This is a genomic window from Pseudomonadota bacterium (assembly GCA_039196715.1).
Lineage (GTDB): Bacteria > Pseudomonadota > Gammaproteobacteria > CALCKW01 > CALCKW01 > CALCKW01.
Genome location: JBCCUP010000015.1, coordinates 1 through 22902, shown reverse-complemented (window position 1 = coordinate 22902; position 22902 = coordinate 1). Strand labels below are relative to the sequence as shown.

Below are 22902 nucleotides of genomic sequence, written 5' to 3'. Positions count from 1 at the left end.
GATCACATGGCATTGACCAAAGCCGATATCGCCGAAACCCTGTTCGACGACCTCGGGCTCAACAAGCGAGAGTCCAAGGAGCTGGTCGAGCAGTTCTTTGAAATGGTGCGTGTTGCGCTCGAAGAGGGCCGCGACGTCAAGCTGTCAGGGTTCGGCAATTTCATCCTGCGCGACAAGAAGCAACGCCCCGGACGCAATCCCAAGACCGGCGAAGAAATTCCCATTTCCGCGCGCCGCGTTGTGACCTTCCGCCCCGGCCAAAAGCTGAAAGCACGAGTAGAAGCCTATGCTGGAAGCCAACAGCAGCACTGAAAGCGAACTTCCGCCGATTCCCGGCAAGCGCTACTTCACCATCGGTGAAGTCAGCGAGCTGTGCGCGGTCAAACCCCATGTGCTGCGCTACTGGGAGCAGGAGTTTCCGAGCCTCAGTCCGGTCAAACGGCGCGGCAACCGACGGTACTACCAGCGTCACGACGTCATCCTCATCCGCCAGATTCGCAGCCTGCTCTACGACCAGGGCTACACCATCGGCGGCGCGCGCCAGCAGCTCACCAGCGAAGAGGTCCGCGACGACAACGCTCAGTCGGCCCAGCTGGCCCGCCAGCTCCGGTCCGAACTCGAAGACATCCTCCGTATCCTGAACACCTGACCGCACTGGTCAGTTTTTGTAGTCATTTTTCGCTGGCCACTACACAGATTTGACTCATATGGGTCAGTGTCTGCTAATCTGGTCGGACCAACGTGGTTGCGCCCAAGGGCAGGCCGGGTTGCCAGGAGACAGGGTATGAATCAATCTCAGCGCGGTACCCCGGTCAGGTCCCGTCCTGCAGGGGTTTGGATGATCTGCCTGTACCTGCTGCTGACCGAGGGCATTGCGCTGGGTGCGCTCGCGTTGAGCTGGTCACCGACCCTCGCGAACGAAGTGTTCGGGGCCGATGTCTACACCGAGCTCGACCCCATCCACCTCACCCTCATCGCGGCCAACACGGTGCTGTGGTTGACCGTTGCGTTCGACCTCTACCGGTTACGCCGCCGCGCGGCACGGTTGCTCGGCATTGCCTTCGTCGTCGGCGTGGTCGACATCTACTGGCAGGCGACCCACGGTTGGGTCGCGCACGAAGACCACGTGCAGTACCTCATCCAGACCGGCGCCGTGATTGCGTTCACCACGGGGGTCACCCTGCTGGTGGCCATACTGCTCTACGTGCAGCGGCTCGACCGTCGGGGTGTGCTGGCCTGATCTACCTCTCGCGCGCAGGTGCGGGCTGCGGTATAGTGGCGAGCTCGGTCGGGGCGTGGCGCAGTCTGGTAGCGCACTACAATGGGGTTGTAGGGGTCGGAGGTTCGAATCCTCTCGCCCCGACCAGGTTCGAACATCGCGAAAACAATCAAGCGGCCATCGGTCGCTTTTTTTGTGCGCCTCGGGCGTGGAAGGCATCATGAGTGGAAATGCGTTTGGCCGGTTGTTCACGGTGACCACCTGGGGCGAGAGCCACGGCCCCAACATTGGCGCGATCCTGGACGGTTGCCCGCCCGGGCTGGCGCTCAGCGAGGCAGACATTCAAGGCGACCTCGACCGGCGTAAACCGGGTCGCTCACGCCATGTCACGCAACGCAAGGAGAGCGATGCGGTTCGCATCGTCTCCGGTGTCTTCGAAGGCCGCACCACCGGCACGCCGATCGGGCTGATCATCGAGAACGAAGACCAGCGTTCCAAGGACTACAGCAAGATCGCCGATCGCTTCCGCCCCAACCACGCCGACTACGCCTACCAACAGAAGTACGGGGTCCGGGACTACCGGGGCGGAGGGCGCTCCTCGGCCCGCCAGACCGCGATGCGGGTGGCGGCCGGTGCGATCGCCAAGAAGTGGCTGCGCGAGCGCTACGGGGTGACGGTGCGCGCCTGCATCACCCAGATCGGGCGCATTGCGTTGCATGCCAACGCCTTCGACTGGACAGCGGTTGAAGACAACGACTTTTTCTGGCCGAACGCCGCGCAGTGTGCTGACCTCGACGCGTACCTGATCGAGATCCGCCGTCTCAAGGATTCCGTCGGCGCGCGGGTCGAGGTCGAGGCGACCGGGCTGCCACCGGGCTGGGGCGAGCCGATCTTCGACGGATTGGACGCGGACATCGCGCACGCGATGTTGAGCATCAACGCGGCCAAGGCGGTCTCGATCGGCGACGGATTCGATGTGGTTGGCCAGCGCGGCAGTGAACACCGCGATGAGGTCTCACCGACGGGGTTTCTCTCGAATCACTCCGGTGGTGTCCAGGGCGGCATCAGCTCGGGCCAGCCGGTGCGCGTGTCGGTTGCCTTCAAGCCGACGTCCAGCATCCAGGTGCCAGGACGCAGCGTGAATCTGGAGGGCGAGCCGGTGGACGTGGTCACGACCGGTCGTCACGACCCCTGCGTTGGCATTCGCGCCGTGCCCATTGTCGAGGCGATGCTGGCGCTGGTGCTCATGGACCACGCGCTGCGCCACCGGGCGCAGTGCGGTGATGTGGTGTCGGAAACGCCGGTGATTCCACCAAGCGCCGGCTAGTCCGCCCGTGTTGCCAGAACCGGGTCGCGTGCTCACAGGCCGAGGTACAAGCGTGTCCGGCACAGGGCGTGGGTTTCCTGACCGCCCCACCGGATCTTCAGGGTCTCGCCACGGTAGCAGGGCACCGCGAGCCGTCCGTCCTGTCGTGCCACGAAACGATCGCCGTTGATCGTCACGGTGGTGTCCGGTGTGTGGTTCTCGATCTCGAGAAAGGGATCGCGCACGGCGTACAACTGATGCAGCAGCATCGTTTGCAGCGCACCTGTGAGGAGCAGGGTGCGCAGGCTGGCGGACGGCATGTGCATGCGGCAGACCTCGTGTTCACGACGGTCTCCACTCGGGTGCAAGTTTCGCGCACAGCCCCCTCAGCCGTGTCTGGCCGAATCGGCTGCCACGCGGCACGGGGTCGGAGTGCCGCGGCGGGGTGCTCAGTCCGGCAGGACGGCGCCCGGGTTCAAGAGGTTGTGGGGGTCCAGCGCCTGCTTGATGGCGCGCATGGCAGCCAGTTTGCCCGGGTCGCCGTACTGCGCCAGTTGTCCGGTTTTCTGACGACCGACGCCGTGTTCGGCGCTGAACGAACCGCCGTGTGTGTCCACCAGGTCGTACACGATGCGTTTGACCTCGCCTGCCACATCCCGGAAATCGGCTTTGCTGGCGCCGGTTGGTGGGAAGCTGTTGAAGTGCAGGTTGCCATCGCCCACGTGGCCGAAGCAATTGATGCGCAACCGGCTGTCGAGCGCGCCCAGCGCGCGCTGGGCGTGGTCGATGAAATCCGGGATGGCGCTGATCGGCACCGAGATGTCAAAGCTTGCAACCGACCCCACCAGCCGATTGGCCTCGGGAATCGATTCACGCAGGTGCCACAGCGCCTGCCGCTGCGCCTCGTTGCTGGCGATAATGGCGTCGTCGACCAGCTCGGCCGAGGCGGCGTCGGCCAGCAGGTTGGCCACCGTGTCGCCGAGTGCGGGGTCGGGCCCGCTGGCGACTTCGGTCAGGACGTACCAGGGGCTCTCTTCGGTGAGCGGCATGCGGTGCGCGATGCCGGATTCGGCGAGGAATGCGATGCCTTGGTGCGAAATCAGTTCGAACGCGGTAACGCGCTCGCCGAGTGCCTGTTGCAAACGGTCGAGCAACGCCAGCGCGGCCCGTGGGTGTGGCACGGCCGCGAGGGTGGCGACGCGCTCATGCGGTTGCGGAAACAGCCGGAGCGCCGCCGCGGTGATAACACCGAGGGTGCCCTCGCTGCCAATCAGAAGTTGGCTCAGGGCGTAGCCGGTGTTGTCTTTTCTCAATCCACCGAGGTCGCTTACGACGGTGCCATCGGCCAACACGGCCTCGACGCCGAGACACAGGGCTCGGGCGTTGCCGTAGCGCAGCACGTTGACGCCACCGGCGTTGGTTGCAAGGTTGCCGCCGACGGTGCAGCTGCCCTCGGACGCCAGTGACAGGGGAAACAGCATCCCGTGGTCAGCGGCGCGTTGCTGCACGTCGTGTAGGGTCAGGCCTGCACCGCACACCAGTACCGCATCAAGGGCATCGATGCGGCGGATGTCGTTCAGGCGCGCGGTGCTCAGCAGCAGCGACGCGCGCACGGCCGTGTCGGTTTGCCCGCCGACCAGCCCGGTGCCACCGCCGTAGGGAATCACGGGGATGCGGTGAGCCGAGCACACTTGCAGGGCCTTGACCACCTGCGCTGTGGTGCGCGGTTCGGCGAGCCAGGGGCTGTGGCCGGTGAAGAGGTCGCGGGGTTCCTGCAAGCACGGCGCGGGGGTGGGTTTCACTGCGTCTTCGCCCAGGGCCGCCCGCAGCGCCGTCAACGCAGCGTCGGGGAGTGAACTCGAGCTCGTCATGCGGGGTCGGTCTCAGCGGTGGCCAGCGGGGTGAGCCAGGCGCGAAAGGCTGCGAGCGGAGGGTAGTCGCGGCGCGACGCTGGCCAGACCAGATGGTAGCCCGATTCGCTGGTGATCGGCAGGGGCAGTGCGGGCACCAACAAGCCGGCGTCGAGCTCGCCCTGGATCAGGAACTGCGGCAGCAGTGCGGTGCCGAGGCTCGAGATGGCGGCCTGCGCTGCCGTCGCGAATTGGTCGAACACCAGAAGCTCGTTGGCCTCGGCCACCACGCCGTGGTGGCCGAGCCAGCGTTGCCAGGCCCCCGCCCGGGTTTCGAGGTTCATGAGCGGCGCGCGCAACAGGTCGGCCGGTTGTTCGAATCGGTGGGTGCGCTTGAGCACGGGTGAGCAGGCGGGCAGCAGGGTTTCGCTCATCAGGTCCTGTTGCTCGGTGCCGGGCCAGGTGGCCCCGCCGACCGTGATGGCCGCGTCGAAGGGCGCCTCGCTCACGTCGAAAGGGCGGATGCGCGTGGTGAGGTTCAGGGTGACACCGGGGTGCTCTGTGACGAAGCTGGACAACCGTGGAGCGAGCCAGCGCGCAGCGAAGGTCGGTAGCACGGCGAGGTGCAGCGCACCGCCTTCGGGGTTGGCGCGCAGATTCAGCGAGGCGCTGGCCAGCTGCTCGAGCGCTGTGCGCACCTCGCGCGCGTAGCGGTCGCCGGCGGCGGTCAGCCGCACGCGTTGGCGCTCGCGTGCGAACAGCTGGGTTTCAAGCCGCCCTTCAAGCGCCGCCACTTGCTTGCTGACCGCGCTTTGCGTCAGCGCCAACTCGCGCGCAGCGGCACTGAAACTGCCGCAGCGGGCCGCCGCTTCGAAGGCGGACAACCAGTGCAGCGGTGGCAGGTAGCGGCGGGGCAGGGCCATGGTTCATTCCATCACGGCATGACATAGTGCCAGTTTATCGCGTCAATCGGCGGTCTGCTGGCCTATCATGCGCGTTGACTTCCGGACAGAGGACGACACCGTGGAACGACCTGAGCTTAGCGCCAAAGACGCGCCCGACCTGTCGAGTTTCAACTGGGCCGACCCCTTGCGGCTCGACGACCAGCTCAGCGACGAAGAGCGCATGATCCGCGACAGCGCCAACGCCTACGCGCAGGACAAGCTCCAGACACGCGTGACGGCGGCCTTCCGCGAGGAGTCGGTCGAACCCGAGATCTTCGCGGAAATGGGATCGGTCGGCTTGCTCGGCTCAACGATCCCGGAGGCCTACGGCGGCATCGGCGCGGGCTACGTCGCCTACGGCCTGGTGGCGCGCGAGGTCGAGCGGGTGGATTCCGGCTACCGCTCGATGATGTCGGTGCAGAGTTCGCTGGTCATGTACCCGATCTACGCCTACGGCAGCGAGGCGCAGCGGGTGCGGTACCTGCCCAAACTCGCCAGCGGCGAGTGGATCGGGTGTTTCGGCCTGACCGAGTCTGACGCGGGTTCGGACCCCGGTAGCATGAAGACGCGCGCCGAGAAGATCGACGGTGGTTACCGCTTGAGCGGCAGTAAGATGTGGATTTCCAACAGCCCGATTGCCGACGTGTTCGTGGTCTGGGCGAAGTCGGAGGAACACGGGGATCGCATCCGCGGGTTCGTGTTGGAAAAGGGCATGGCCGGACTGAGCGCGCCCAAGGTTGGCGGCAAGCTCAGCCTGCGGGCGTCGGTCACCGGTGAGATCGTGCTCGACAAGGTCGAGGTCGGCGAGGATGCGCTGCTGCCGCACGTCTCCGGGCTCAAGGGGCCGTTCGGCTGTCTGAACCGCGCACGGTACGGCATCGCGTGGGGTGCGATGGGTGCAGCGGAGACCTGCTGGCACGCGGCACGGCAGTACGGCCTCGACCGAAAGCAATTCGGGCGACCGCTGGCCAACACGCAGCTGTTTCAGAAGAAGCTCGCCGACATGCAGACCGAGATTGCCATCGGCCTGCAATCGGCGCTGCAGGTCGGGCGGCTCATGGACCGGGCCGAAGCGGCCCCGGAGATGATTTCCCTGATCAAGCGGAACAACTGCGGCAAGGCGCTCGACATTGCGCGGCTGGCCAGGGACATGCACGGTGGCAACGGCATCAGTGAGGAATTCCAGGTGATCCGACACATGATGAACCTCGAGACCGTCAACACCTACGAGGGCACGCACGACGTGCACGCGTTGATCCTCGGGCGTGCACAGACCGGCTTGCAGGCGTTTTTCTGATGGCTGACGCCCGTGCGCCGCTCGCGGGTTTGCGCGTTGTCGAGATGGCGCGCATCCTCGCCGGCCCCTGGATCGGCCAGACCCTGGCTGACCTCGGCGCTGACGTGATCAAGGTCGAGAGCCCCGCCGGTGACGACACGCGCAAATGGGGCCCACCTTTCATCGACGTTGAGGGTGAGAACACCGCCGCCTACTTCCATTGTTGCAACCGTGGCAAGCGCTCGATCGTGCTCGACTTCAAGACCGAGGACGGGCAGCGCACCCTGGAGCGCCTGATTGCCGGCTGCGATGTGTTCATCGAAAATTTCAAGGTCGGTGGGCTTGCGAAGCACGGCTTCGACCACGACGCCGTGCGCGAGCGGCACCCGGCCGTGATCTACTGCTCCGTCACCGGTTTCGGTCAGACCGGCCCCTATGCACGCCGGGCCGGCTACGACTTTCTGGTGCAGGGCATGGGCGGCATCATGTCGGTGACCGGCGAGCCGGACGGCTTGCCACAGAAGATGGGCGTGGCCTTCAGCGACATCTTCACTGCCCTCTACGGCGTCATCGGCATCCAGGCTGCCCTCGCGGAGCGGCAGCGCACGGGACGGGGTCAGCACATCGACCTGTCGCTCTACGACAGCATCGTCGCGGTGATGGCCAACCAGGCGTCCAATCAACTGATTGGCGGTGTCACGCCGAATCGGCTCGGCAACGCACACCCGAACATCGTGCCTTACCAGGTGTTTGCCTGTGCCGACGGGCACATCATTGCCGCGGTCGGCAACGACGGGCAGTTCGAGCGCTTCTGCAGGTTGCTCGGCTGCTCCGAGCTCGCCCTGGACCCGGCCTACGCGACCAACCCGGCGCGGGTTGCGCACCGGGATCAGCTCGTGCCGCTGCTCGTCGACGCCATTGCGCCCTGGCGCAAGGCCGAGCTGCTTGAGGCGATGGAGCGCGCGGTGGTGCCGGGTGCGCCCATCAACACGCTGGCCGATGTCTTCGTCGACCCACAGATCGTGTCGCGCGGCTTGCGTATCGAGCCGCAGGGGGTACCCGGCGTGCGCACGCCCTTGCAGTTTTCCGACGCGACGCTGGACCTCAGCCGCCGCTCACCCAACCTGGGTGAGCACACCGAAGAGATTCTTGGCGAGATTGCCCCGTGAGTCCGTTTCGACTGCACCGTTTCGAGGCCGATCAGGGGACCTTCGCGGTGGCCGGTCGCCACACGGCAACGGCGTTGGAGGTCAGCGAGATTGCGTTGCTGAGTACGGATGGGTGGGTACAGCTTGACCTCGACAACCCCCGCGTCAAGGCGTTACTGGATTCGCTTGAAGCCGATATCCTGATGGCGTTGGACGGGCGTGGGATGTGACGATGATCGCGGCATTTGGCAGTGATGCCAACGTTGTCGTTTGAGCGCCGGCACACGAGACCATATTATCCAGACTTGCATTAACTGGCTATACTGAAGAGCGGTATGGAACAGAACTGGATTCGAATTAAACACGTAAAAACAAAGATTTGAAAATGATATAGATTCGCATTTCCATTATACAAGCCTGTCAATCTTTACGCGTTCTTCACGCACTTTTCGCTTCTGTTGTGGTCTAATGTCGATCGGAAAACAGGCGGAAACCGCATCATGAAAGGCAGTGAGAAAGTCATCGAGCGACTCAACCAGGCACTCTTCCTCGAGCTCGGTGCGATCAACCAGTACTGGATCCACTACCGTTTGCTCGACGATTGGGGTCTGAACCGCCTCGCCCGCAAGGAACGTGAAGAGTCGATTGAGGAGATGCAGCACGCAGACAAGCTCATCGAGCGCATCATCTTCCTGCAAGGTCACCCCAACCTGCAGCACGTGGCGCCGTTGCGCATCGGCGAGAATGTGAAAGAAGTGCTCGAGGCGGATCTGGCGGGCGAGCACGAGGCGCGCACCTCTTACGCCGAGTCGCGTGCCATCTGCCAGGCCGAGAACGATTTTGTGACCATGGCGATGTTCGAAGAGTTGCTGTCGGACGAGGAAGGCCACATCGATTTTCTCGAGACGCAGCTCGAGCTGCTCGAGCGAATCGGCGAGAAGAATTACAACCAGCTCCAGGCTGACCCCGCCGACCACGCCGCCTGAAGCACGCTGCAGGTGGCCGTCCATCGGCGCCCAGATTCTCAAGAATGATTCGCATTTGCTGTTGGTTCTTGTTTTGCTATAGTGCTCGTACTGTTCTCGTCCAGTGCGGGCACCATGATCATTTGCCACTGCAACCGTATCTCCGACGCCGATCTTCGGGGTGCCGTGGCGTGTCTGAAGTCCAGGTGTCCCGCCGCCGACGTGTGCGCTCGCCGCGTGTACGGCGAGCTGGGGAAGTGCCCCAAATGCTGTAACTGCCTGACTCTGGCCGAAAAAACGGTGAGTCAGATCGACGCCGAGTACGTCGGCGAAGCCCTCCACGCGGTGCCTCCGGGCAACACGCCCTTCCCTCTCGCTGGCTGACAGTCCAACAGGCACCGATTCACGGGCCGCCCTCTCAGGCCAGCACGGCCTGCAGGGCGACCTCGCTGAGCTCTCCAAAACCGGCCTGGATGTCCTGTATCAGCACCCGCTGAACGGCCGTGCTGTCACGCGCCTCCAGCGCCAGCAGCAGACGTTTGTGGTGGTCTTCCGGGTAGAGCGCGTCGACGCGACCCGCGGCAATGCGCATGCAGGGCCCGAGCTGCAACCACAGGCTCTCCACCAACGGCAGTCCCACGCCCAGCGGGTTGGCGGTGAAGAGCAGCGTGTGAAAGCGCTGGTTCAGCAACACGGCGTCGGCGTAGTCACGGCTCGCCAGCGCCGTGTCGATTCGGTCGTCCGTGTCCCGCATGTGCGCGATCAGGTGGTCGTTGACGAAGGGCAGGGCACGCGCCGCCAGGTGCGTTTCCAGCGCGCAGCGCAGGTGCACCAACTCGATCAGCTGCGCAGCTGTCGGCTTCGGCACCTGCACCCGACGGTTCTCGAGCACCCTCAGTGCGCCCTCGGCAGCCAGCCGGCGCAACGCCTCGCGAACCGGCGTGGCTGACAGCCCCAACTCCGCGGCGAGTCCGCGCAGTGTGAGCTTCTCGCCGGGCGCCAGATCGCCCACCAGCACACGGTGACGCAGGCGTGCGTAGGCCTGGGCGTGTGCGGTCGTGTCGGTGGCAGGTGCGTGCGTGTTCACGGTGGGGTAAGGTTCGGGCCGGATCCGGGGCAGGCACACCATACACGATGTGATATGCTTCGGAAAATTGTGATCACAAAACGCCGGCCGCTGCGCCCGTGTTGAACATCAAAACCTTGGAGTGAGTCCATGACCCTTTCCCCGTCAGCCGCCCTGGTTGCCACCGCCCTGTTGGCGTCGGCGGCCTCCGCCGAAACGCTCAATGTCTACAACTGGTCCGACTACATCGCCGAAGACACGCTGGAGAAGTTCACCGCCGCCACGGGCATCGAAGTCAACTACGACGTGTACGATTCCAACGAGGTGCTCGAAGCGAAGATGCTGGCGGGCAATTCGGGCTACGACGTGGTTGTACCCACCTCGGATTTCCTGCAGCGTCAGATTGCTGCGGGCGCTTACCAGCCGCTCGACAAGAACAAACTGCCCAACCTGAAGAACATGGACACGGCGCTCATGGACGGCCTGGCCGGCTATGACGCCGACAACGCCCACGCGGTGATTTACATGTGGGGTACCACCGGCATCGGCTACAACGTCGACATGATTCAGGAGCGCCTCGGTGAGGATGCGCCGACCGACAGCTGGTCGCTCGTGTTCGATCCGGCCATCGCAGCCAAGCTGGCCGACTGCGGTATCAGTGTGCTTGACGCGCCCACCGAGCTCTTGCCGGCGGCGATGAACTACCTCGGGCTCGACCCGCGCTCCACCGAGAAGCGCGACTTCGAAGCCGGCGCCGACCTGCTGCTGGCGGTTCGCCCGTACATCCGCTACTTCCACTCCTCTCAATACATCTCCGACCTCGCCAACGGCGATGTGTGCGTGTCAGTCGGTTGGTCGGGTGACATTTTCCAGGCGCGCGACCGCGCGGACGAAGCCGAGAACGGCGTCGCGGTAAGCTACGTGATCCCGAAAGAGGGCGCTTTGCAGTGGTTCGACACCATGGCCATCCCGGTTGACGCGCCCAACCCCGATGCGGCGCACAAGTTCATCGATTTCGTCATGGACGCACAGATCACGGCCGACATCACCAACTACGTCTGGTATGCCAACGGCAACGCGGCGTCGATGCCGCTGGTCGACGAAGAGATCACCTCCGACCCGGGCATCTTCCCGACCGACGCCGCCAAGCAGAACCTCTGGGCCTCGAAGGTCTACAACGCGCGGCAGGACCGCACGGTTACGCGCCTCTGGACCAAGGTCAAGACCGGCCAGTGAGCCTCGCTCACCCGGGTGCCGTGGCGCGCTAGCCGCGGCGCACTGCCCCTGCCGGGCGCAACGCCCGGCAGTCATACCGAGGAGCGTCGCGTGACGGTGTCAGACGATCAGCCCTGGCGCGATCCAGGCGCAAAACCCTTCCTGCGCATCAAGGGTGTCAGCAAACAGTTCGGCGCCGTTGCGGCGGTCGACAAGGTGTCGCTCGACATCTACCGCGGCGAGTTGTTCTGCCTGCTCGGCGGCAGCGGCTCGGGCAAGTCCACCCTGCTGCGCATGTTGGCCGGCTTCGAAGCGACGAGCGCCGGCAGCATCGAGATCGACGGCCAGGACATGGCAGGCGTGCCGCCCTACCGGCGGCCCGTCAACATGATGTTCCAATCCTACGCGCTGTTTCCGCACATGACGGTGGCCGACAACATCGCCTACGGCCTGAAGCGGGACAAACTGCCGCGGGCAGAGATCGCCCAACGGGTCGAGCAGTTGCTCAACATGGTGCAGCTCGGCGACTTTGCCAAACGCAAGCCCGATCAACTCTCCGGCGGCCAGCGGCAGCGGGTCGCACTCGCACGCGCGCTCGCCAAAGGCCCGAAACTGCTCCTGCTCGACGAACCACTCGGTGCGCTCGACAAAAAGCTGCGTGAAGAGACGCAGTTCGAGTTGATGAAAATCCAGGAGGAAACCGGTGTCACCTTCATTGTCGTGACCCACGACCAGGAAGAGGCGATGACCCTGGCCACGCGCATCGGTGTCATGCGCGACGGCGAAATCGTGCAGGTGGCGACGCCGCGCGAAGTCTACGAATACCCGAACTCGCGCTTCGTGGCCGACTTCATCGGCTCGGTCAATCTCTTCGAGGGGGTGGTCAGCGAAGACGGTGAATCGCACATGCGGCTCGATTGCGCCGAGATCGGTGCCGAGGTCTATGTCGGCCACGGGGTGAGCTGCACGCTGGGTCAACGCATGTGGCTGGCGCTGCGGCCGGAGAAGATGCGGGTGTCGACAACGCCGCCGCCGCAAGCGCACAACGTCCTCCAGGGGGTGGTCGACGAGATCGCCTACATGGGCGGGTCGTCTGTGTTGCGGGTGCGACTGGCGTCGGGAAAGCTGCTGCACGTGACCCAGCCCAACCTCGACCGCGATGACGCGCACCCGGTGTCCTGGGATGAAACCGTCTACCTCAGCTGGGGTGACACGGCCGGTGTGGTGCTGCCCTCGTGAAGTGGCTGATCGGCTCCAGCGGCCGGCGCTGGGTGGCGGCGGTGCCGGGCCTGTGGTTGCTGGTCTTTTTCCTCGTGCCCTTTCTGGTGGTCGCCAAACTTTCGCTGTCCGAAGCTGCAATAGCGCGACCGCCGTACCTGCCGCTCTGGGAATGGGACGAGGACTACCTGACCGTCACGCTCAACATCGGCAACTACCGCTACCTGATCGAGGACACACTCTACCTCAACGCCTTTGTCGAGTCGTTGCGCATCGCCTCGGTGTCGGCGTTGGTTTGCCTGGTGGTCGGTTACCCGATGGCCTGGTTCATCGCGCGCGCCCGCCCGGATCGCCGCAACCTCCTGCTGACGCTGGTGATTCTGCCATTCTGGACCAGTTTCCTGTTGCGCGTGTACGCGTGGATCGGTCTGCTGAAACCGAACGGCGTCATCAACAATATGCTCATGGGGATCGGCCTCATCGACGAGCCTATCCCGATGTTGCAGACCGACTTTGCCGTTTACCTCGGCATCGTCTACACCTACCTGCCGTTCCTGGTTCTGCCGCTCTACGCCAACCTGGTGAAGCTCGACAACGCGCTGTTCGAAGCCGCGGAAGACCTCGGTGCCCGGCCCTGGCAAACCTTCCTGACGGTGACCTTGCCGCTGTCGCTGCCCGGCATGCTGGCGGGCTGCCTGTTGGTGTTCATTCCCGCTGTCGGCGAATTCGTGATTCCCGCGCTGCTCGGCGGTGCCGACACCCTGATGATCGGCAAGGTGCTCTGGACCGAGTTCTTCAACAACCGCGATTGGCCGGTGGCGTCGGCCGTGGCGATGGTCATGCTGGTGATTCTGGTGTTGCCGATCATGTTGCTGCGCAACGCGCAGAGCGCGGCGGAGCGTGAGGTATGAAGCGCAGCGTGTGGGTGTCGAGTGCGGCGGTGCTGGGCTTTGCCTTTCTGTACCTGCCGATCGTGTCGCTGGTGATCTACAGCTTCAACGAATCCCGCCTCGTGACCGTCTGGAGCCGCTTCTCGACCAAATGGTACGGCGAGCTGTTTCGCGACCCGCAGATTCTTCAAGCGGCCTGGGTCAGCCTGAAGATCGCCACGATCAGTGCCTCGCTGGCGCTGGTGTTGGGCACGCTGGCCGCGCTGGTGCTCGTGCGCTTCGGCCGTTTCGCCGGCCGCACACTGTTCAACGGCATGACCACCGCGCCGCTCGTCATGCCTGAAGTCATCACCGGCTTGTCGCTGCTGCTGTTGTTCGTCTCGATGGAGCTGACTTTCGGCTGGCCGGCGGGTCGCGGCCTGACCACCATCATCATTGCCCACACGACCTTCTGCATGGCCTACATCGCCGTCGTGGTGCAGTCGCGCCTGGTGGACATGGACCGCTCCACCGAAGAGGCGGCGCTCGACCTCGGAGCGACGCCGGTGCGCGTCTTTTTCGACATCACGCTGCCGACCATCGCCCCGGCGCTGGTGTCCGGATGGTTGCTCGCGTTCACGCTGTCGCTCGACGATCTGGTGATCGCGAGTTTCGTGTCCGGGCCGGGGTCGAGCACCTTGCCGATGGTGATTTTCTCCAAGGTGCGCCTGGGCGTCAGCCCCGACATCAACGCGCTGGCGACGCTGATGATTGCGGTCGTGTCGGTCGGGGTGCTCGGCAGTCTGTGGATCATGAACCGTCGCGCCGGCGCGCGACAGGACAACTGATGTGACAACGACCTCCGACACCGGTGACCAGGCCTTTCTCGCGGACAAAAACGCCGTGAAGTGGCGCGAAATGACCTACGGCGGGGCGCTGAGCTTCTTGCGCCGCCGGTATTCCCGTGAACTTGATGGCGTGGACGTGGTTATCAGTGGCGTGCCCTTCGACTGCGCGACGACCTACCGGCCGGGGTGCCGCCTGGGTCCGCGGGCGATTCGCGCAGCCTCGGTGCAACTCGCCGAACTCGCGAGCTTTCCGTCGGGCATCGTGCTTGAGGAGAGCCTCTCGATGGTGGACTGGGGCGACTGCTTCGTGAACCCGCACGAGCCTGGCTCGGTCACCGAGGCGATCACCGCGCACGCCCGTACGCTGCTCGCCAGCGGCGCGAAGATGCTGACCTTTGGCGGAGACCACTTCGTCAGCTACCCGCTGCTCAAGGCCCACGCCGAGCGCCATGGCCCGGTGGCGTTGTTGCAGGTGGACGCACACTGCGACACCTGGCCGGAGGATGAAGGCGAAATCAACCACGGCAACATGTTCCTGCGAGCAGCCCGCGAAGGCACCATCGACGTTGCGCGCAGCACACAAGTGGGTTTGCGCACCCAGAACGACAGCGACCACGGTTTCGAGATTCTCACCAGTCCCTGGGTGCACCGCAACGGCATCGACGCGGCGCTCGACGTCATCCGCGAACGCGCGGGTGACGCGCCGGTGTACCTGTCCTTCGACATCGATTCACTGGATCCGGCCTTTGCGCCGGGAACCGGTACACCGGTCAGTGGCGGGCTCGCGAGTTGGCAGGCGCTCGAATTGATCCGCGGCCTCGCGGGACTGAACCTGGTCGGTATGGACCTGGTCGAGGTGTCGCCGCCCTACGACCACGCCGAGATCACGGCAATCGCCGCGGCCAGCCTGGCCACCGAGTGGCTGGTTCAGCTCGCCTTGGCGAACGGCGCCACCCCCCACCGCGTCGGACGACTCTAACCCTCCGAACCGAACAGGATTGACTATGGCTGTGCCCGAGGTGCCGGTGATCGACCGCTTACCGGATGCGTTTCGCGACTGGTTGGGTGGGCGTGTGCTCGACGAAGTCGAGTGCATCATCCCCGACCTGGCGGGCATCGCGCGCGGCAAGGCAATGCCGGCGAACAAGTTCTTCCGTTCGGACAAGCTCTACCTGCCGATATCGCTGTTTTTTCAGACCATCACCGGCGAGTACGCGCATTTCGAGCGCGACGACTACTGGACCGAAGCGGACATGGTACTGGTGCCGGACTACAGCGCAGCGACGGCGGTTCCGTGGACCGGTGACGTGACGCTCCAGGTGATCCACGACATTCAGTCTCTGGACGGCGAGCCCTTGCCGCTGGCGCCGCGCAACGTGCTCAAACGCGTGCTCGCGCTCTACGCCGATCGGGGCTGGCGGCCTGTTGTCGCGCCCGAAATGGAGTTCTACCTGACCAAACCCAACCCTGACCCCGATATTCCGATCGAGCCCCCGATCGGCCGCACGGGCCGCAGCGGTATTGGTCGCCAGGCCTACAGCATGAGTGCGGTGGACGAGTACGGCGTCGTGATCGACCACATCTACGACTTCGCCGAAGCGCAAGGGTTTGAGCTCGACACCATCATCCAGGAGGGGGGTGCCGGTCAGATCGAAATCAATTTGCAACACGGGAACCCGCTGCGTCTGGCGGATCAGGTCTTCCTGCTCAAGCGCACCATCCGCGAAGCGGCCCTGCGCAACGACTGCTACGCCACGTTCATGGCGAAGCCGATGCAGAACGAGCCGGGCAGTGCGATGCACATCCACCAGAGCGTGGTGGACGCGCACTCCGGTGAGACGGTGTTCTCCAACGCCGACGGCAGCGCGTCGGCGCTCTTCGACGGTTTCCTGGCTGGTCAGCAGGTGCACCTGCCATCGGTCGTGTGCATCCTCGCGCCCTACGTCAATTCCTACCGCCGCTTTGTTGCCGGAGAATCAGCGCCGGTCAACCTCGAATGGGGTGTCGATAACCGCGCGGCCGGCCTGCGTGTTCCAAACGCGTCGGCGGCCTCCCGGCGCGTCGAGAACCGCGTGGTCGGCATGGATGCAAATCCCTACCTTGCCATTGCCGCCAGCCTCGCCAGTGGCTACCTCGGCATGGTCGACGGGCTCCGTCCTACCGCCGCCATGAGTGCCAGTGCCCGTGACCGCATGGAGTCGCGCACCTTGCCCTGGGATCTGAGCTCGGCGCTCGACCTGTTCGAAGCTGCGCCGGCGATGGAAGCGGTGCTGGGCGAGGAATTCTGCAGCGTCTACAAGACGATCAAACGCTTTGAAATCGACGAATTTCAGCAAGTCATCAGCCCCTGGGAACGTCAGCACCTGTTGCTGAACGTCTAGTCGACCCGCCCCACGGATCTCGGAGAGCACCGCCATGTTGAGCAACCACCCCACCACCGAACACATGCAAGCGCTCGACGCTGCGCACCACATTCACCCGTTCAGCAACGGGACCCAGCTCGCCGAGAAGGGCGCACGTGTGATCACGCGTGCCGACGGCGTCTTTGTCTGGGACAGTGAAGGCGAGCAGATCCTCGACGCCATGGCCGGGCTCTGGTGCGTGAACATCGGCTACGGCCGCGCCGAATTGGCCGACGTCGCAGCCCGGCAGATGCGCGAGTTGCCGTACTACAACACGTTTTTTCAGACCACCCACCCACCGGTGCTGTCGCTGGCCGCCCGGCTGGCCGAACTTGCGCCCGAGGGCTTCAACCAGGTGTTCTTCAACGGCTCGGGGTCGGACGCAAACGACACCAACCTCCGGCTCGCGAGAACCTACTGGGCGACGCTTGGCAAGCCGCAGAAAACCGTCGTCATTGCGCGCAAGAACGCCTACCACGGCTCCACCATGGCCGCGGCGAGCCTCGGCGGCATGAAGCCAATGCACGCACAAGGGGGGTTGCCGATTCCCGACATCGTGCACATCGATCAGCCCTACTGGTACGGCGAGGGTGGGGACACCGACCCGGAGGCCTTCGGGCTGGCACGCGCACGGCTGCTCGAGGCCAAGATCCTCGAACTCGGCGCCGACCGCGTTGCGGCGTTCATCGCCGAACCGATCCAGGGTGCCGGTGGCGTGATCATACCGCCCGAAAGCTACTGGCCAGAGATTCAGCGCATCTGCAAGGCACACGACATCCTGCTGATCGCCGACGAGGTCATCACCGGCTACGGGCGCACGGGCGAGTGGTTCGCGTGCCAGTCGATGGACATCGACGCCGACATCATGACGACGGCCAAGGGCCTGAGCTCGGGCTACCAGCCGATCGGCGCATCGATCTACCACGATCGGGTTGCCGAGGTGCTCGCCACCACCGACCTCGCGCACGGGTACACCTACTCTGGCCACCCGGTGGCGTGTGCCGTCGCACTCGAAAACCTGCGCATCCTCGACGAGGAGGGCATCGTCACGCGCGTGCGCGACGACATCGCGCCCTACCTCCACACGCGTTGGGCCACCCTTGCGGATCATCCGCTGATTGGCGAGGCCCGCAGCCGTGGCCTGGTCGGGGCAATCGAGCTCAGCCCGGACCCGGCCATGCGCGCGCGCTTTGCCGGCGAGGCCGGCAGGGCCGGTGTGATCGTGCGCGAGCATTGCTTGACGCACGGCTTGATGATGCGCGCCGTCGCCGACACCATGATCATCTCGCCGCCGCTGATCATCAGCCGTGCCGAGATCGACCTCCTGGTTGAGCGTGCCCGTCGCGGTCTTGACGACGCCATGGACACCTTGCGCGTCGAAGGGCTGTTGTGACGTCGAGCGCCGCGCGCGCGGCGCCACAGCGCCGAGGTCCGCGCGGTGTGCGTCTGTCCGGACCGGGGGACCTGTGGACATCCTGACCGCCAATGACGTCCCGGGCACGTACCCGGCGTCCTGGTACGCCGCCAGTGCGGGCGAGCCGCCTGCGATCGCGCCGACGGAGGGCGATGGCCGCTTCGACGTTGCTGTCGTCGGGGCCGGTTTCACGGGCCTCTCGACGGCGTTGCACCTCGCCGAGGCCGGGCGGTCCGTGGTGGTGCTCGATGCACACCGCGTCGGTTGGGGCGCTTCGGGGCGCAACGGTGGCCAGGTCGGCAGCGGCATGCGCTGTGACCAGAATACACTCGAGAGCTGGCTCGGTGTCGAGCACGCGCGGGCGCTGTGGGACATCGGCGAGGCCGCCAAACAGCGGGTGCAGGACCTGATCCACGCGCACGACATTGCCTGCGACTACACGCCGGGGATCTACTACACGCAGCTTCGCGCCGACGGGGTGCCTGCGGTGCACGCCTACCTTGATACGCTGCGAAAGGCCTACCGGTACGACGCCGTCGAAGCCGTTGATCCAGCTGCGTCACGCGACTGGGTGGATTCGCCGCGCTACGCCGGTGGCTACGTCGATTGGGGGGCCGGTCACCTGCACCCCCTGAAGTTTGCCTTCGGCCTTGCGCGGGCTGCGCTCGCGGCGGGCGTGAGCGTGCGTGAGCGCACCCGTGTGCAGGCGATCGAGCGCGCCCACGCCGGCGTGCGCCTGCGCAGCGCGACCGGCACGGTGCAAGCCCGTCACCTGGTGTTGGCCTGCAACGGGTACCTCGGCGATCTCGACAGGCACGTCAGCGCCCGGGTCATGCCGATCAACAATTTCATCGCTGCGACGGAACCGCTCTCGGACGCCGACGCCGCAGCGCTCATCCACCGGCGAGTCGCGGTCGCGGACTCGAAATTCGTGATCAATTATTTCAGGTTGTCAGCCGACAACCGGCTGTTGTTCGGTGGCGGCGAAAACTACGCCTACCGGTTTCCGGCCGACATCGCCGCCTTTGTCCGGCGGCCGATGCTCGAGATCTTTCCGCAGCTGGCCGACCGGCGCATCGACTACGCCTGGGGTGGCACACTCGGCATCACGGTGCGGCGCATGCCGTACTTCGCGTGCCGCGACGACACGGTCTACACCGCCGGCGGCTACAGCGGCCACGGGGTGGCACTGGCGACCTTGAGCGGACAGCTGATTGCCGACGCCATCGGCGGGGACGCCGCGCGGTTCAACAGCCTCGCGCGGGTGCCGTCGTTGTCGTTCCCTGGCGGCAGCCGGTTGCGGTGGCCGCTGCTGGTCGCCGCCATGACCTGGTACAGCCTGCGCGATCGTGTTGCGTCCTGGGGCGGACGCGCCTAGCGCTTGTCACCGCCGCCCCGGCCGCCGTCATCACCGCGCCCGCCGTCGCCGTCGCCGTCGCCGTCGCGCCCGCCGTCGCGCCCGCCGTCGCCGTCGCGGCCGTCATCGCGGTCTCCTGCACCCTCGCGCTCGCCCTCGGTGCCGCGCTCGCCGTCCGGGTCGTCGTCGTTGCGGCCGTCGTCACGCCCGCTCTGCCGTTCGTCACGATTGCGGTCGTCCCGGTCCTGTTCGCGGTCGCGCCCGTCGTCGCGTTCCGGGTCGTCATCCCGTTCGCGGTTCTCGCGTCGGTCCTTCCGACGGTTGTCACGCTGGTCCCGGTCCCGGTTGCGTTCGGTCTGAAAGCGCTCACGCAGTGCGTTCTGGCGGTCGGTTGGCAACTGCTTGAACCGTTCGTGCAGCGCCCTGAGCCGGTCTTTCTGCTGCGAATCCATGCCCTGGAAACGCTCGAACTGACCGCGCAGGCGCGAGCGTTCATCGTCGGGCAGATCGCGCCATCGGCCGAACCGACGTTGGGCGCGGTCGCGGCCCGCCTGGTCGAGTGACTGCCAGGTCTCGAGACCGGTGAGGATGTTCCGACGGCGCTGCGCATCGAGCGTGTCCCACTGCGATTCGAGCGCCGACAGGGCGCGCTGTTGGGTGTCGCTCAAGGTCTGCCAGTCGGGTGCGGGGTCGGTCGCTGCGTGGGCGGCACCGGCCAGCACCACAGTCACGCACAACAGCATGGCGGCTCTCATGTCTCTTTGGCCTCCGGCTCCCGTGCGGTGTCTGGCCTGTCGGGTGTGCGTCGCTTGTCGATCAGGGCGTCGACGTCGACACCGAGTTCGGACAATTCCTGCCACTGGCCGAGCAACTCGAGCAACTCGATACTCGGGGTCTCCTCGGCGCTGATGGGACTGAGCAGGGCGATGCCCAGAATGACTCCGCTGCTAACCCGCATTGTCGTTGTTGTCCTCCAACCAGATCAGAAACTCGAGGTCCTGGTAGAAATCGACGTCCTCGCTCGCGCTGAGCAGGGCGAGGTCGTTGAACAGCCCGTCCACCGGCGATGCACTCGCGGTGGCTGCTGGTGGCGTCGGCGCCGGCGGCGTGCGCAAGGCCGGGACGACAAGCACGGCAACCAGCACCGCGGCGACGGCGAGGCCGTGCCAGGGGCGAATCGGCAGCGCCCGTGCGGGCACGCGGTCCAACGCGCGGCGCCGAGCCGCCGCCAACCGGGCCCGCTCAACCGCGTTGAGTTGATCGGCCTCGGCGTCCAATGCCGCCGTCGTGTGCTCGGCGGCCTCGAGTGCCGTGCGGTCGGCTGCGCTGTCGTTCATGATCGGTACTCCTCAAGCTGCGACCGCAAGTTGGCGAGCGCGCGCGACAGGTGTGTTTTCACGCTGCCGCTCGACACCCCCATGGCCGCTGCCGTTTCTTCGACGCTCAAGCCTTGCCACTGGCGCAACACGAATGCCTGGTGTTGTCGAGCCGGCAAGCGTGTCAGCGCGTCCAGCATCGCCTCGCCCAGGGTTTCAAGGTCCGAGACGTCGGCCGGGTCCGGCTCGGCGCCGGGCAGCTGGCTGGTGGCGTCCTCGGCATTGTCCAGCTCACCAAACCACTGGCGCAAGCGGCCCATCACGCCGCGTGGGCGGTGGTGGTCCGTGATCAACCGCTGCAGCACCGTGAAAAACAGGGGCCGCCACTCGGCGGGATCCCGTGTGCCATAGCGCTCGACCAGGCGGCACATCGCCTCCTGCACGAGGTCCAGGGCGACGTCCTCGTCGCCGGTGGCGCGACGCGCCATGACATACGCCTGCCGCTCGACGCTCTCGAGGAACCCGTCGAGGGTGCGTGGCGTGTCTGCAGTCGTGATCGTCTCCTCGTTGGCCGCGCACGGCGATCGCATCGCAGACCAGACACTCGCCACGGCGCCTGCCTGATCCTGGTGCAAGTGTAGTGTGCTCACGTGGCGGTCGACCTCGACTTCGGGTGTGGCGACGGCGGCCCAGTGGCTCGCCGTCGCGTTGCCGCGTCGCCGATCAGCGGTTGCCGCGGCCGCCGCGCTCGCCATCGCCGCGTCCGCCATCGCCGCGTCCACCTCGGCCGCCTCGGTCCCCGAGGGCCTCCCGCAAGGCACCCCGCTCGTCGTCGGACAGGTTGCCATCGCCATCGGCGTCGAACGCGGTGGCGATCTCGGCGCGTCGGGCTTCCCGTGCGGCGCGGTGTTCCTCGCGCGAGAGCGCGCCGTCGTTGTCTGCATCGAAGGCCTCGAGCAGGGCGGCTTGTCGGTCGGCGCGCAAGGCCTCGCGCTCGTCGGTTGACAGCGTGCCGTCGCCGTCGAGATCGAAGTCCGCCAGGGCGGCAGCGCGGGCGGCGTCGCGCGCTGCGGTCACGTCGACCTCGGTGATGACACCGTCGCCGTCGACATCGCTCAACTCGAGCCCGAGGGCGTAGGTTGGTGCGCTCGTGACGGCCAGCGCTATCGCCAGCGGGGCGCCTGTGGTCAGCGCGGTGAGTGTACGTGCTTTCATCGTATTGTCCTGTGGTCCTGAGAGAGTGAGAATCGGAGTCGTTCGAGCCCGTGCTCCCTACAACGCAGGTCGATGGATGCGGTTGACACCCTGGCGCACATTTTTTGACCGGATCGGCGTGGCGCTGTGTGTCGGTGCAACGCTGCTCGGCAGTGCAGCCGCATGGGGCGAGGGCGAGAGCGTGGTGGCGCCACGCTGGGTGGCGTCGTTCTCCGCATCGGACACGGCGGCGTGGAAACCCTACACCTTTGCCGGCGAGACGCAGTACCGGCTCGCCGATTCCGGCGCGGGTATCGCCTTGCACGCACACAGCCGCGGCACCGCCTCGGCCTACTACCGGGACCTCAGGGTCGACCTCGACCAGACGCCGGTGCTGCATTGGCGCTGGCGTGTGGACACAGGCCCGCGCGGGCTCGCCGAGCGCACGCGCGACGGCGACGACTACGCAGCGCGTGTCTACGTGGTGCACAAGCGCGGCTTTCTGAGCAAGCCCTACATCATCAATTACGTGTGGTCGGGCAGCCAGCCGCGTGGCGCAGAGTGGCCCAACGCGTGGCTGCCGCAGCATTCAGCCATGGTGGCGGTGCGCGGCACGGAGGATCCCCACGGCACGTGGTTCGACGAGACCCGTGACGTGCGTGCCGACTTCAAGGCCCGCCTGGGTGTCGATATCGACCACATCGATGTCGTCGTCCTCATGACCGACACGGACAACCAGCAAGGCGAAGCGCAAGCGTGGTACGGAGACAGTTTTTTCTCTGCCGCGATCGGTTGTGCCGCGGGTGGTGTCAGTCCAGCTTGTAAGTGATTCGAACCCGAATCGGAAAGACATCACCGGTGAGGTCCTTCGGAAATGTCGGAAACGGTTTGGCACGATTCACCATTTTGATCGTCTCGCGGTCCAGTCGATCGTCGCCTGAGCTGCGCAACAGCACCAGATCCTCCACGGTACCGTCTCGTCTGACGAGAAACGCGATGACAGGCGCCCCTTCCACGCCTGCCCGTTTCGCGGACCGGGGATAGCGCTTCGCGCGCAACAGCTTCTTCAGCACCCTGGCCTTGTACGTGTTGAGCGTGCCCGGATCGCCCCCGGCTTCGACCCGGTTGCCAGAACCCGTGGCCTGTGGTGTGGCGTTGTCACCGGTCTCTTCCTGGGGCGCTTGCACCGATTGCGCGACCACAGGCGTGTTGTCTTGCACCGGCTCAGGCTCAGGCTTGGGTTCCGGTTTGGGCTCGGGCTTGGGCTCGGGCTTGGGCTTGGGCTTGGGCTTGGG

27 protein-coding genes and 1 tRNA gene are annotated in these 22902 nt (G+C 65.6%); 18 read left to right on the top strand and 10 right to left on the bottom strand.

The features are described 5' to 3' along the window. Positions 1–6: 6 nt before the first annotated feature. From ihfA to aroC, 5 genes are all read left to right on the top strand, one after another. Positions 7–312 carry an integration host factor subunit alpha gene (gene ihfA / locus AAGA11_07630; protein ID MEM9602717.1) on the top strand — a complete coding sequence of 102 codons (306 nt, stop codon included), beginning with the start codon at positions 7–9 and terminating at the stop codon, positions 310–312. Then, positions 287–649 (top strand): MerR family transcriptional regulator, encoded by a 363-nt coding sequence (locus AAGA11_07625; GenBank protein MEM9602716.1) that lies wholly within the window; start codon positions 287–289, stop codon positions 647–649. The genes ihfA and AAGA11_07625 overlap by 26 nt, the downstream gene beginning before the upstream one ends. 189 nt (positions 650–838) lie before the next feature. Then, positions 839–1240 carry a hypothetical protein gene (locus AAGA11_07620; GenBank protein ID MEM9602715.1) on the top strand — a complete coding sequence of 134 codons (402 nt, stop codon included), beginning with the start codon at positions 839–841 and terminating at the stop codon, positions 1238–1240. A 49-nt stretch (positions 1241–1289) separates the two neighbouring features. Beyond that, a tRNA-Pro gene (locus AAGA11_07615) sits at positions 1290–1366 on the top strand. Between the two features lie 73 nt (positions 1367–1439). Beyond that, on the top strand, positions 1440–2546 hold the full coding sequence (gene aroC, locus AAGA11_07610) for a chorismate synthase (GenBank protein ID MEM9602714.1): 1107 nt from the start codon (positions 1440–1442) through the stop codon (positions 2544–2546). Positions 2547–2578: 32 nt separating this feature from the next. On the opposite strand, the gene AAGA11_07605 is transcribed toward aroC, so the two are convergent. The 3 genes from AAGA11_07605 to AAGA11_07595 form a co-directional block, all read right to left on the bottom strand. Continuing rightward, positions 2579–2851: a hypothetical protein gene (locus AAGA11_07605; GenBank protein MEM9602713.1), complete on the bottom strand. Its 273-nt coding sequence runs from the start codon at positions 2849–2851 to the stop codon at positions 2579–2581. A gap of 123 nt (positions 2852–2974) precedes the next feature. Further along, the gene (locus AAGA11_07600; protein ID MEM9602712.1) at positions 2975–4396 is read right to left on the bottom strand and encodes an FAD-binding oxidoreductase; all 1422 of its coding nucleotides are present in this window, start codon (positions 4394–4396) and stop codon (positions 2975–2977) included. Beyond that, complete coding sequence (locus AAGA11_07595; GenBank protein MEM9602711.1) at positions 4393–5298, bottom strand: LysR substrate-binding domain-containing protein; 906 nt, start codon at positions 5296–5298, stop codon at positions 4393–4395. The genes AAGA11_07600 and AAGA11_07595 overlap by 4 nt, the downstream gene beginning before the upstream one ends. Before the next feature lie 67 nt (positions 5299–5365). Between AAGA11_07595 and AAGA11_07590 the strand changes: the two genes are divergently transcribed. The 4 genes from AAGA11_07590 to bfr all read left to right on the top strand — a co-directional run bounded on the left by AAGA11_07590 (position 5366) and on the right by bfr (position 8729). Then, on the top strand, positions 5366–6616 hold the full coding sequence (locus AAGA11_07590) for an acyl-CoA dehydrogenase (GenBank protein ID MEM9602710.1): 1251 nt from the start codon (positions 5366–5368) through the stop codon (positions 6614–6616). After that, a complete protein-coding gene (locus AAGA11_07585) occupies positions 6616–7764 on the top strand; it encodes a CaiB/BaiF CoA-transferase family protein (GenBank protein ID MEM9602709.1) in 1149 nt (382 codons plus the stop codon). Before AAGA11_07590 ends, AAGA11_07585 begins: the two co-directional genes overlap by 1 nt. Further along, positions 7761–7973: a hypothetical protein gene (locus tag AAGA11_07580; GenBank protein ID MEM9602708.1), complete on the top strand. Its 213-nt coding sequence runs from the start codon at positions 7761–7763 to the stop codon at positions 7971–7973. The genes AAGA11_07585 and AAGA11_07580 overlap by 4 nt, the downstream gene beginning before the upstream one ends. 270 nt (positions 7974–8243) lie before the next feature. Beyond that, positions 8244–8729, top strand: a complete 486-nt coding sequence (bfr, locus tag AAGA11_07575; protein ID MEM9602707.1) for a bacterioferritin — start codon at positions 8244–8246, stop codon at positions 8727–8729. A gap of 397 nt (positions 8730–9126) precedes the next feature. Here the strand turns inward: bfr and AAGA11_07570 are convergent, their stop codons facing one another. Further along, positions 9127–9795 (bottom strand): GntR family transcriptional regulator, encoded by a 669-nt coding sequence (locus tag AAGA11_07570; GenBank protein ID MEM9602706.1) that lies wholly within the window; start codon positions 9793–9795, stop codon positions 9127–9129. A 129-nt stretch (positions 9796–9924) separates the two neighbouring features. On the opposite strand from AAGA11_07570, the gene AAGA11_07565 reads away from it, so the two are divergent. The 8 genes from AAGA11_07565 to AAGA11_07530 all read left to right on the top strand — a co-directional run bounded on the left by AAGA11_07565 (position 9925) and on the right by AAGA11_07530 (position 19118). Further along, a complete protein-coding gene (locus tag AAGA11_07565; protein MEM9602705.1) occupies positions 9925–11010 on the top strand; it encodes a polyamine ABC transporter substrate-binding protein in 1086 nt (361 codons plus the stop codon). A 90-nt stretch (positions 11011–11100) separates the two neighbouring features. Continuing rightward, positions 11101–12228, top strand: coding sequence for an ABC transporter ATP-binding protein (locus AAGA11_07560; protein MEM9602704.1), 1128 nt, complete (start codon positions 11101–11103; stop codon positions 12226–12228). Beyond that, positions 12225–13118, top strand: a complete 894-nt coding sequence (locus AAGA11_07555) for an ABC transporter permease subunit (GenBank protein MEM9602703.1) — start codon at positions 12225–12227, stop codon at positions 13116–13118. The genes AAGA11_07560 and AAGA11_07555 overlap by 4 nt, the downstream gene beginning before the upstream one ends. Further along, positions 13115–13924 (top strand): ABC transporter permease subunit, encoded by an 810-nt coding sequence (locus tag AAGA11_07550; GenBank protein MEM9602702.1) that lies wholly within the window; start codon positions 13115–13117, stop codon positions 13922–13924. The genes AAGA11_07555 and AAGA11_07550 overlap by 4 nt, the downstream gene beginning before the upstream one ends. 70 nt (positions 13925–13994) lie before the next feature. Further along, entirely contained in the window at positions 13995–14903 is a 909-nt protein-coding gene (gene speB, locus AAGA11_07545) for an agmatinase (GenBank protein MEM9602701.1), read from the top strand. A 25-nt stretch (positions 14904–14928) separates the two neighbouring features. Next, on the top strand, positions 14929–16305 hold the full coding sequence (locus AAGA11_07540; protein ID MEM9602700.1) for a glutamine synthetase family protein: 1377 nt from the start codon (positions 14929–14931) through the stop codon (positions 16303–16305). Between the two features lie 34 nt (positions 16306–16339). Next, a complete protein-coding gene (locus tag AAGA11_07535; GenBank protein ID MEM9602699.1) occupies positions 16340–17719 on the top strand; it encodes an aspartate aminotransferase family protein in 1380 nt (459 codons plus the stop codon). 73 nt (positions 17720–17792) lie between these two features. Continuing rightward, entirely contained in the window at positions 17793–19118 is a 1326-nt protein-coding gene (locus tag AAGA11_07530; protein ID MEM9602698.1) for an FAD-binding oxidoreductase, read from the top strand. On the opposite strand, the gene AAGA11_07525 is transcribed toward AAGA11_07530, so the two are convergent. Genes AAGA11_07525 through AAGA11_07505 form a run of 5 tightly spaced genes read right to left on the bottom strand, consistent with a single transcriptional unit; the run spans position 19115 to position 21628 of the window. Next, a complete protein-coding gene (locus AAGA11_07525) occupies positions 19115–19852 on the bottom strand; it encodes a DUF3106 domain-containing protein (protein ID MEM9602697.1) in 738 nt (245 codons plus the stop codon). The genes AAGA11_07530 and AAGA11_07525 overlap by 4 nt on opposite strands. Continuing rightward, a complete protein-coding gene (locus AAGA11_07520; GenBank protein MEM9602696.1) occupies positions 19849–20055 on the bottom strand; it encodes a hypothetical protein in 207 nt (68 codons plus the stop codon). Before AAGA11_07520 ends, AAGA11_07525 begins: the two co-directional genes overlap by 4 nt. After that, positions 20045–20434, bottom strand: a complete 390-nt coding sequence (locus tag AAGA11_07515) for a hypothetical protein (GenBank protein ID MEM9602695.1) — start codon at positions 20432–20434, stop codon at positions 20045–20047. Before AAGA11_07515 ends, AAGA11_07520 begins: the two co-directional genes overlap by 11 nt. After that, on the bottom strand, positions 20431–21183 hold the full coding sequence (locus tag AAGA11_07510) for an RNA polymerase sigma factor (protein MEM9602694.1): 753 nt from the start codon (positions 21181–21183) through the stop codon (positions 20431–20433). The genes AAGA11_07515 and AAGA11_07510 overlap by 4 nt, the downstream gene beginning before the upstream one ends. Next, positions 21137–21628 carry a hypothetical protein gene (locus tag AAGA11_07505; protein MEM9602693.1) on the bottom strand — a complete coding sequence of 164 codons (492 nt, stop codon included), beginning with the start codon at positions 21626–21628 and terminating at the stop codon, positions 21137–21139. The genes AAGA11_07510 and AAGA11_07505 overlap by 47 nt, the downstream gene beginning before the upstream one ends. A gap of 76 nt (positions 21629–21704) precedes the next feature. On the opposite strand from AAGA11_07505, the gene AAGA11_07500 reads away from it, so the two are divergent. After that, on the top strand, positions 21705–22436 hold the full coding sequence (locus AAGA11_07500) for a DUF3047 domain-containing protein (protein MEM9602692.1): 732 nt from the start codon (positions 21705–21707) through the stop codon (positions 22434–22436). On the opposite strand, the gene AAGA11_07495 is transcribed toward AAGA11_07500, so the two are convergent. Beyond that, positions 22417–22902: energy transducer TonB (locus AAGA11_07495; protein ID MEM9602691.1), on the bottom strand; the 486-nt coding region annotated here is incomplete at its 5' end. The two genes, AAGA11_07500 and AAGA11_07495, sit on opposite strands and share 20 nt — an antisense overlap.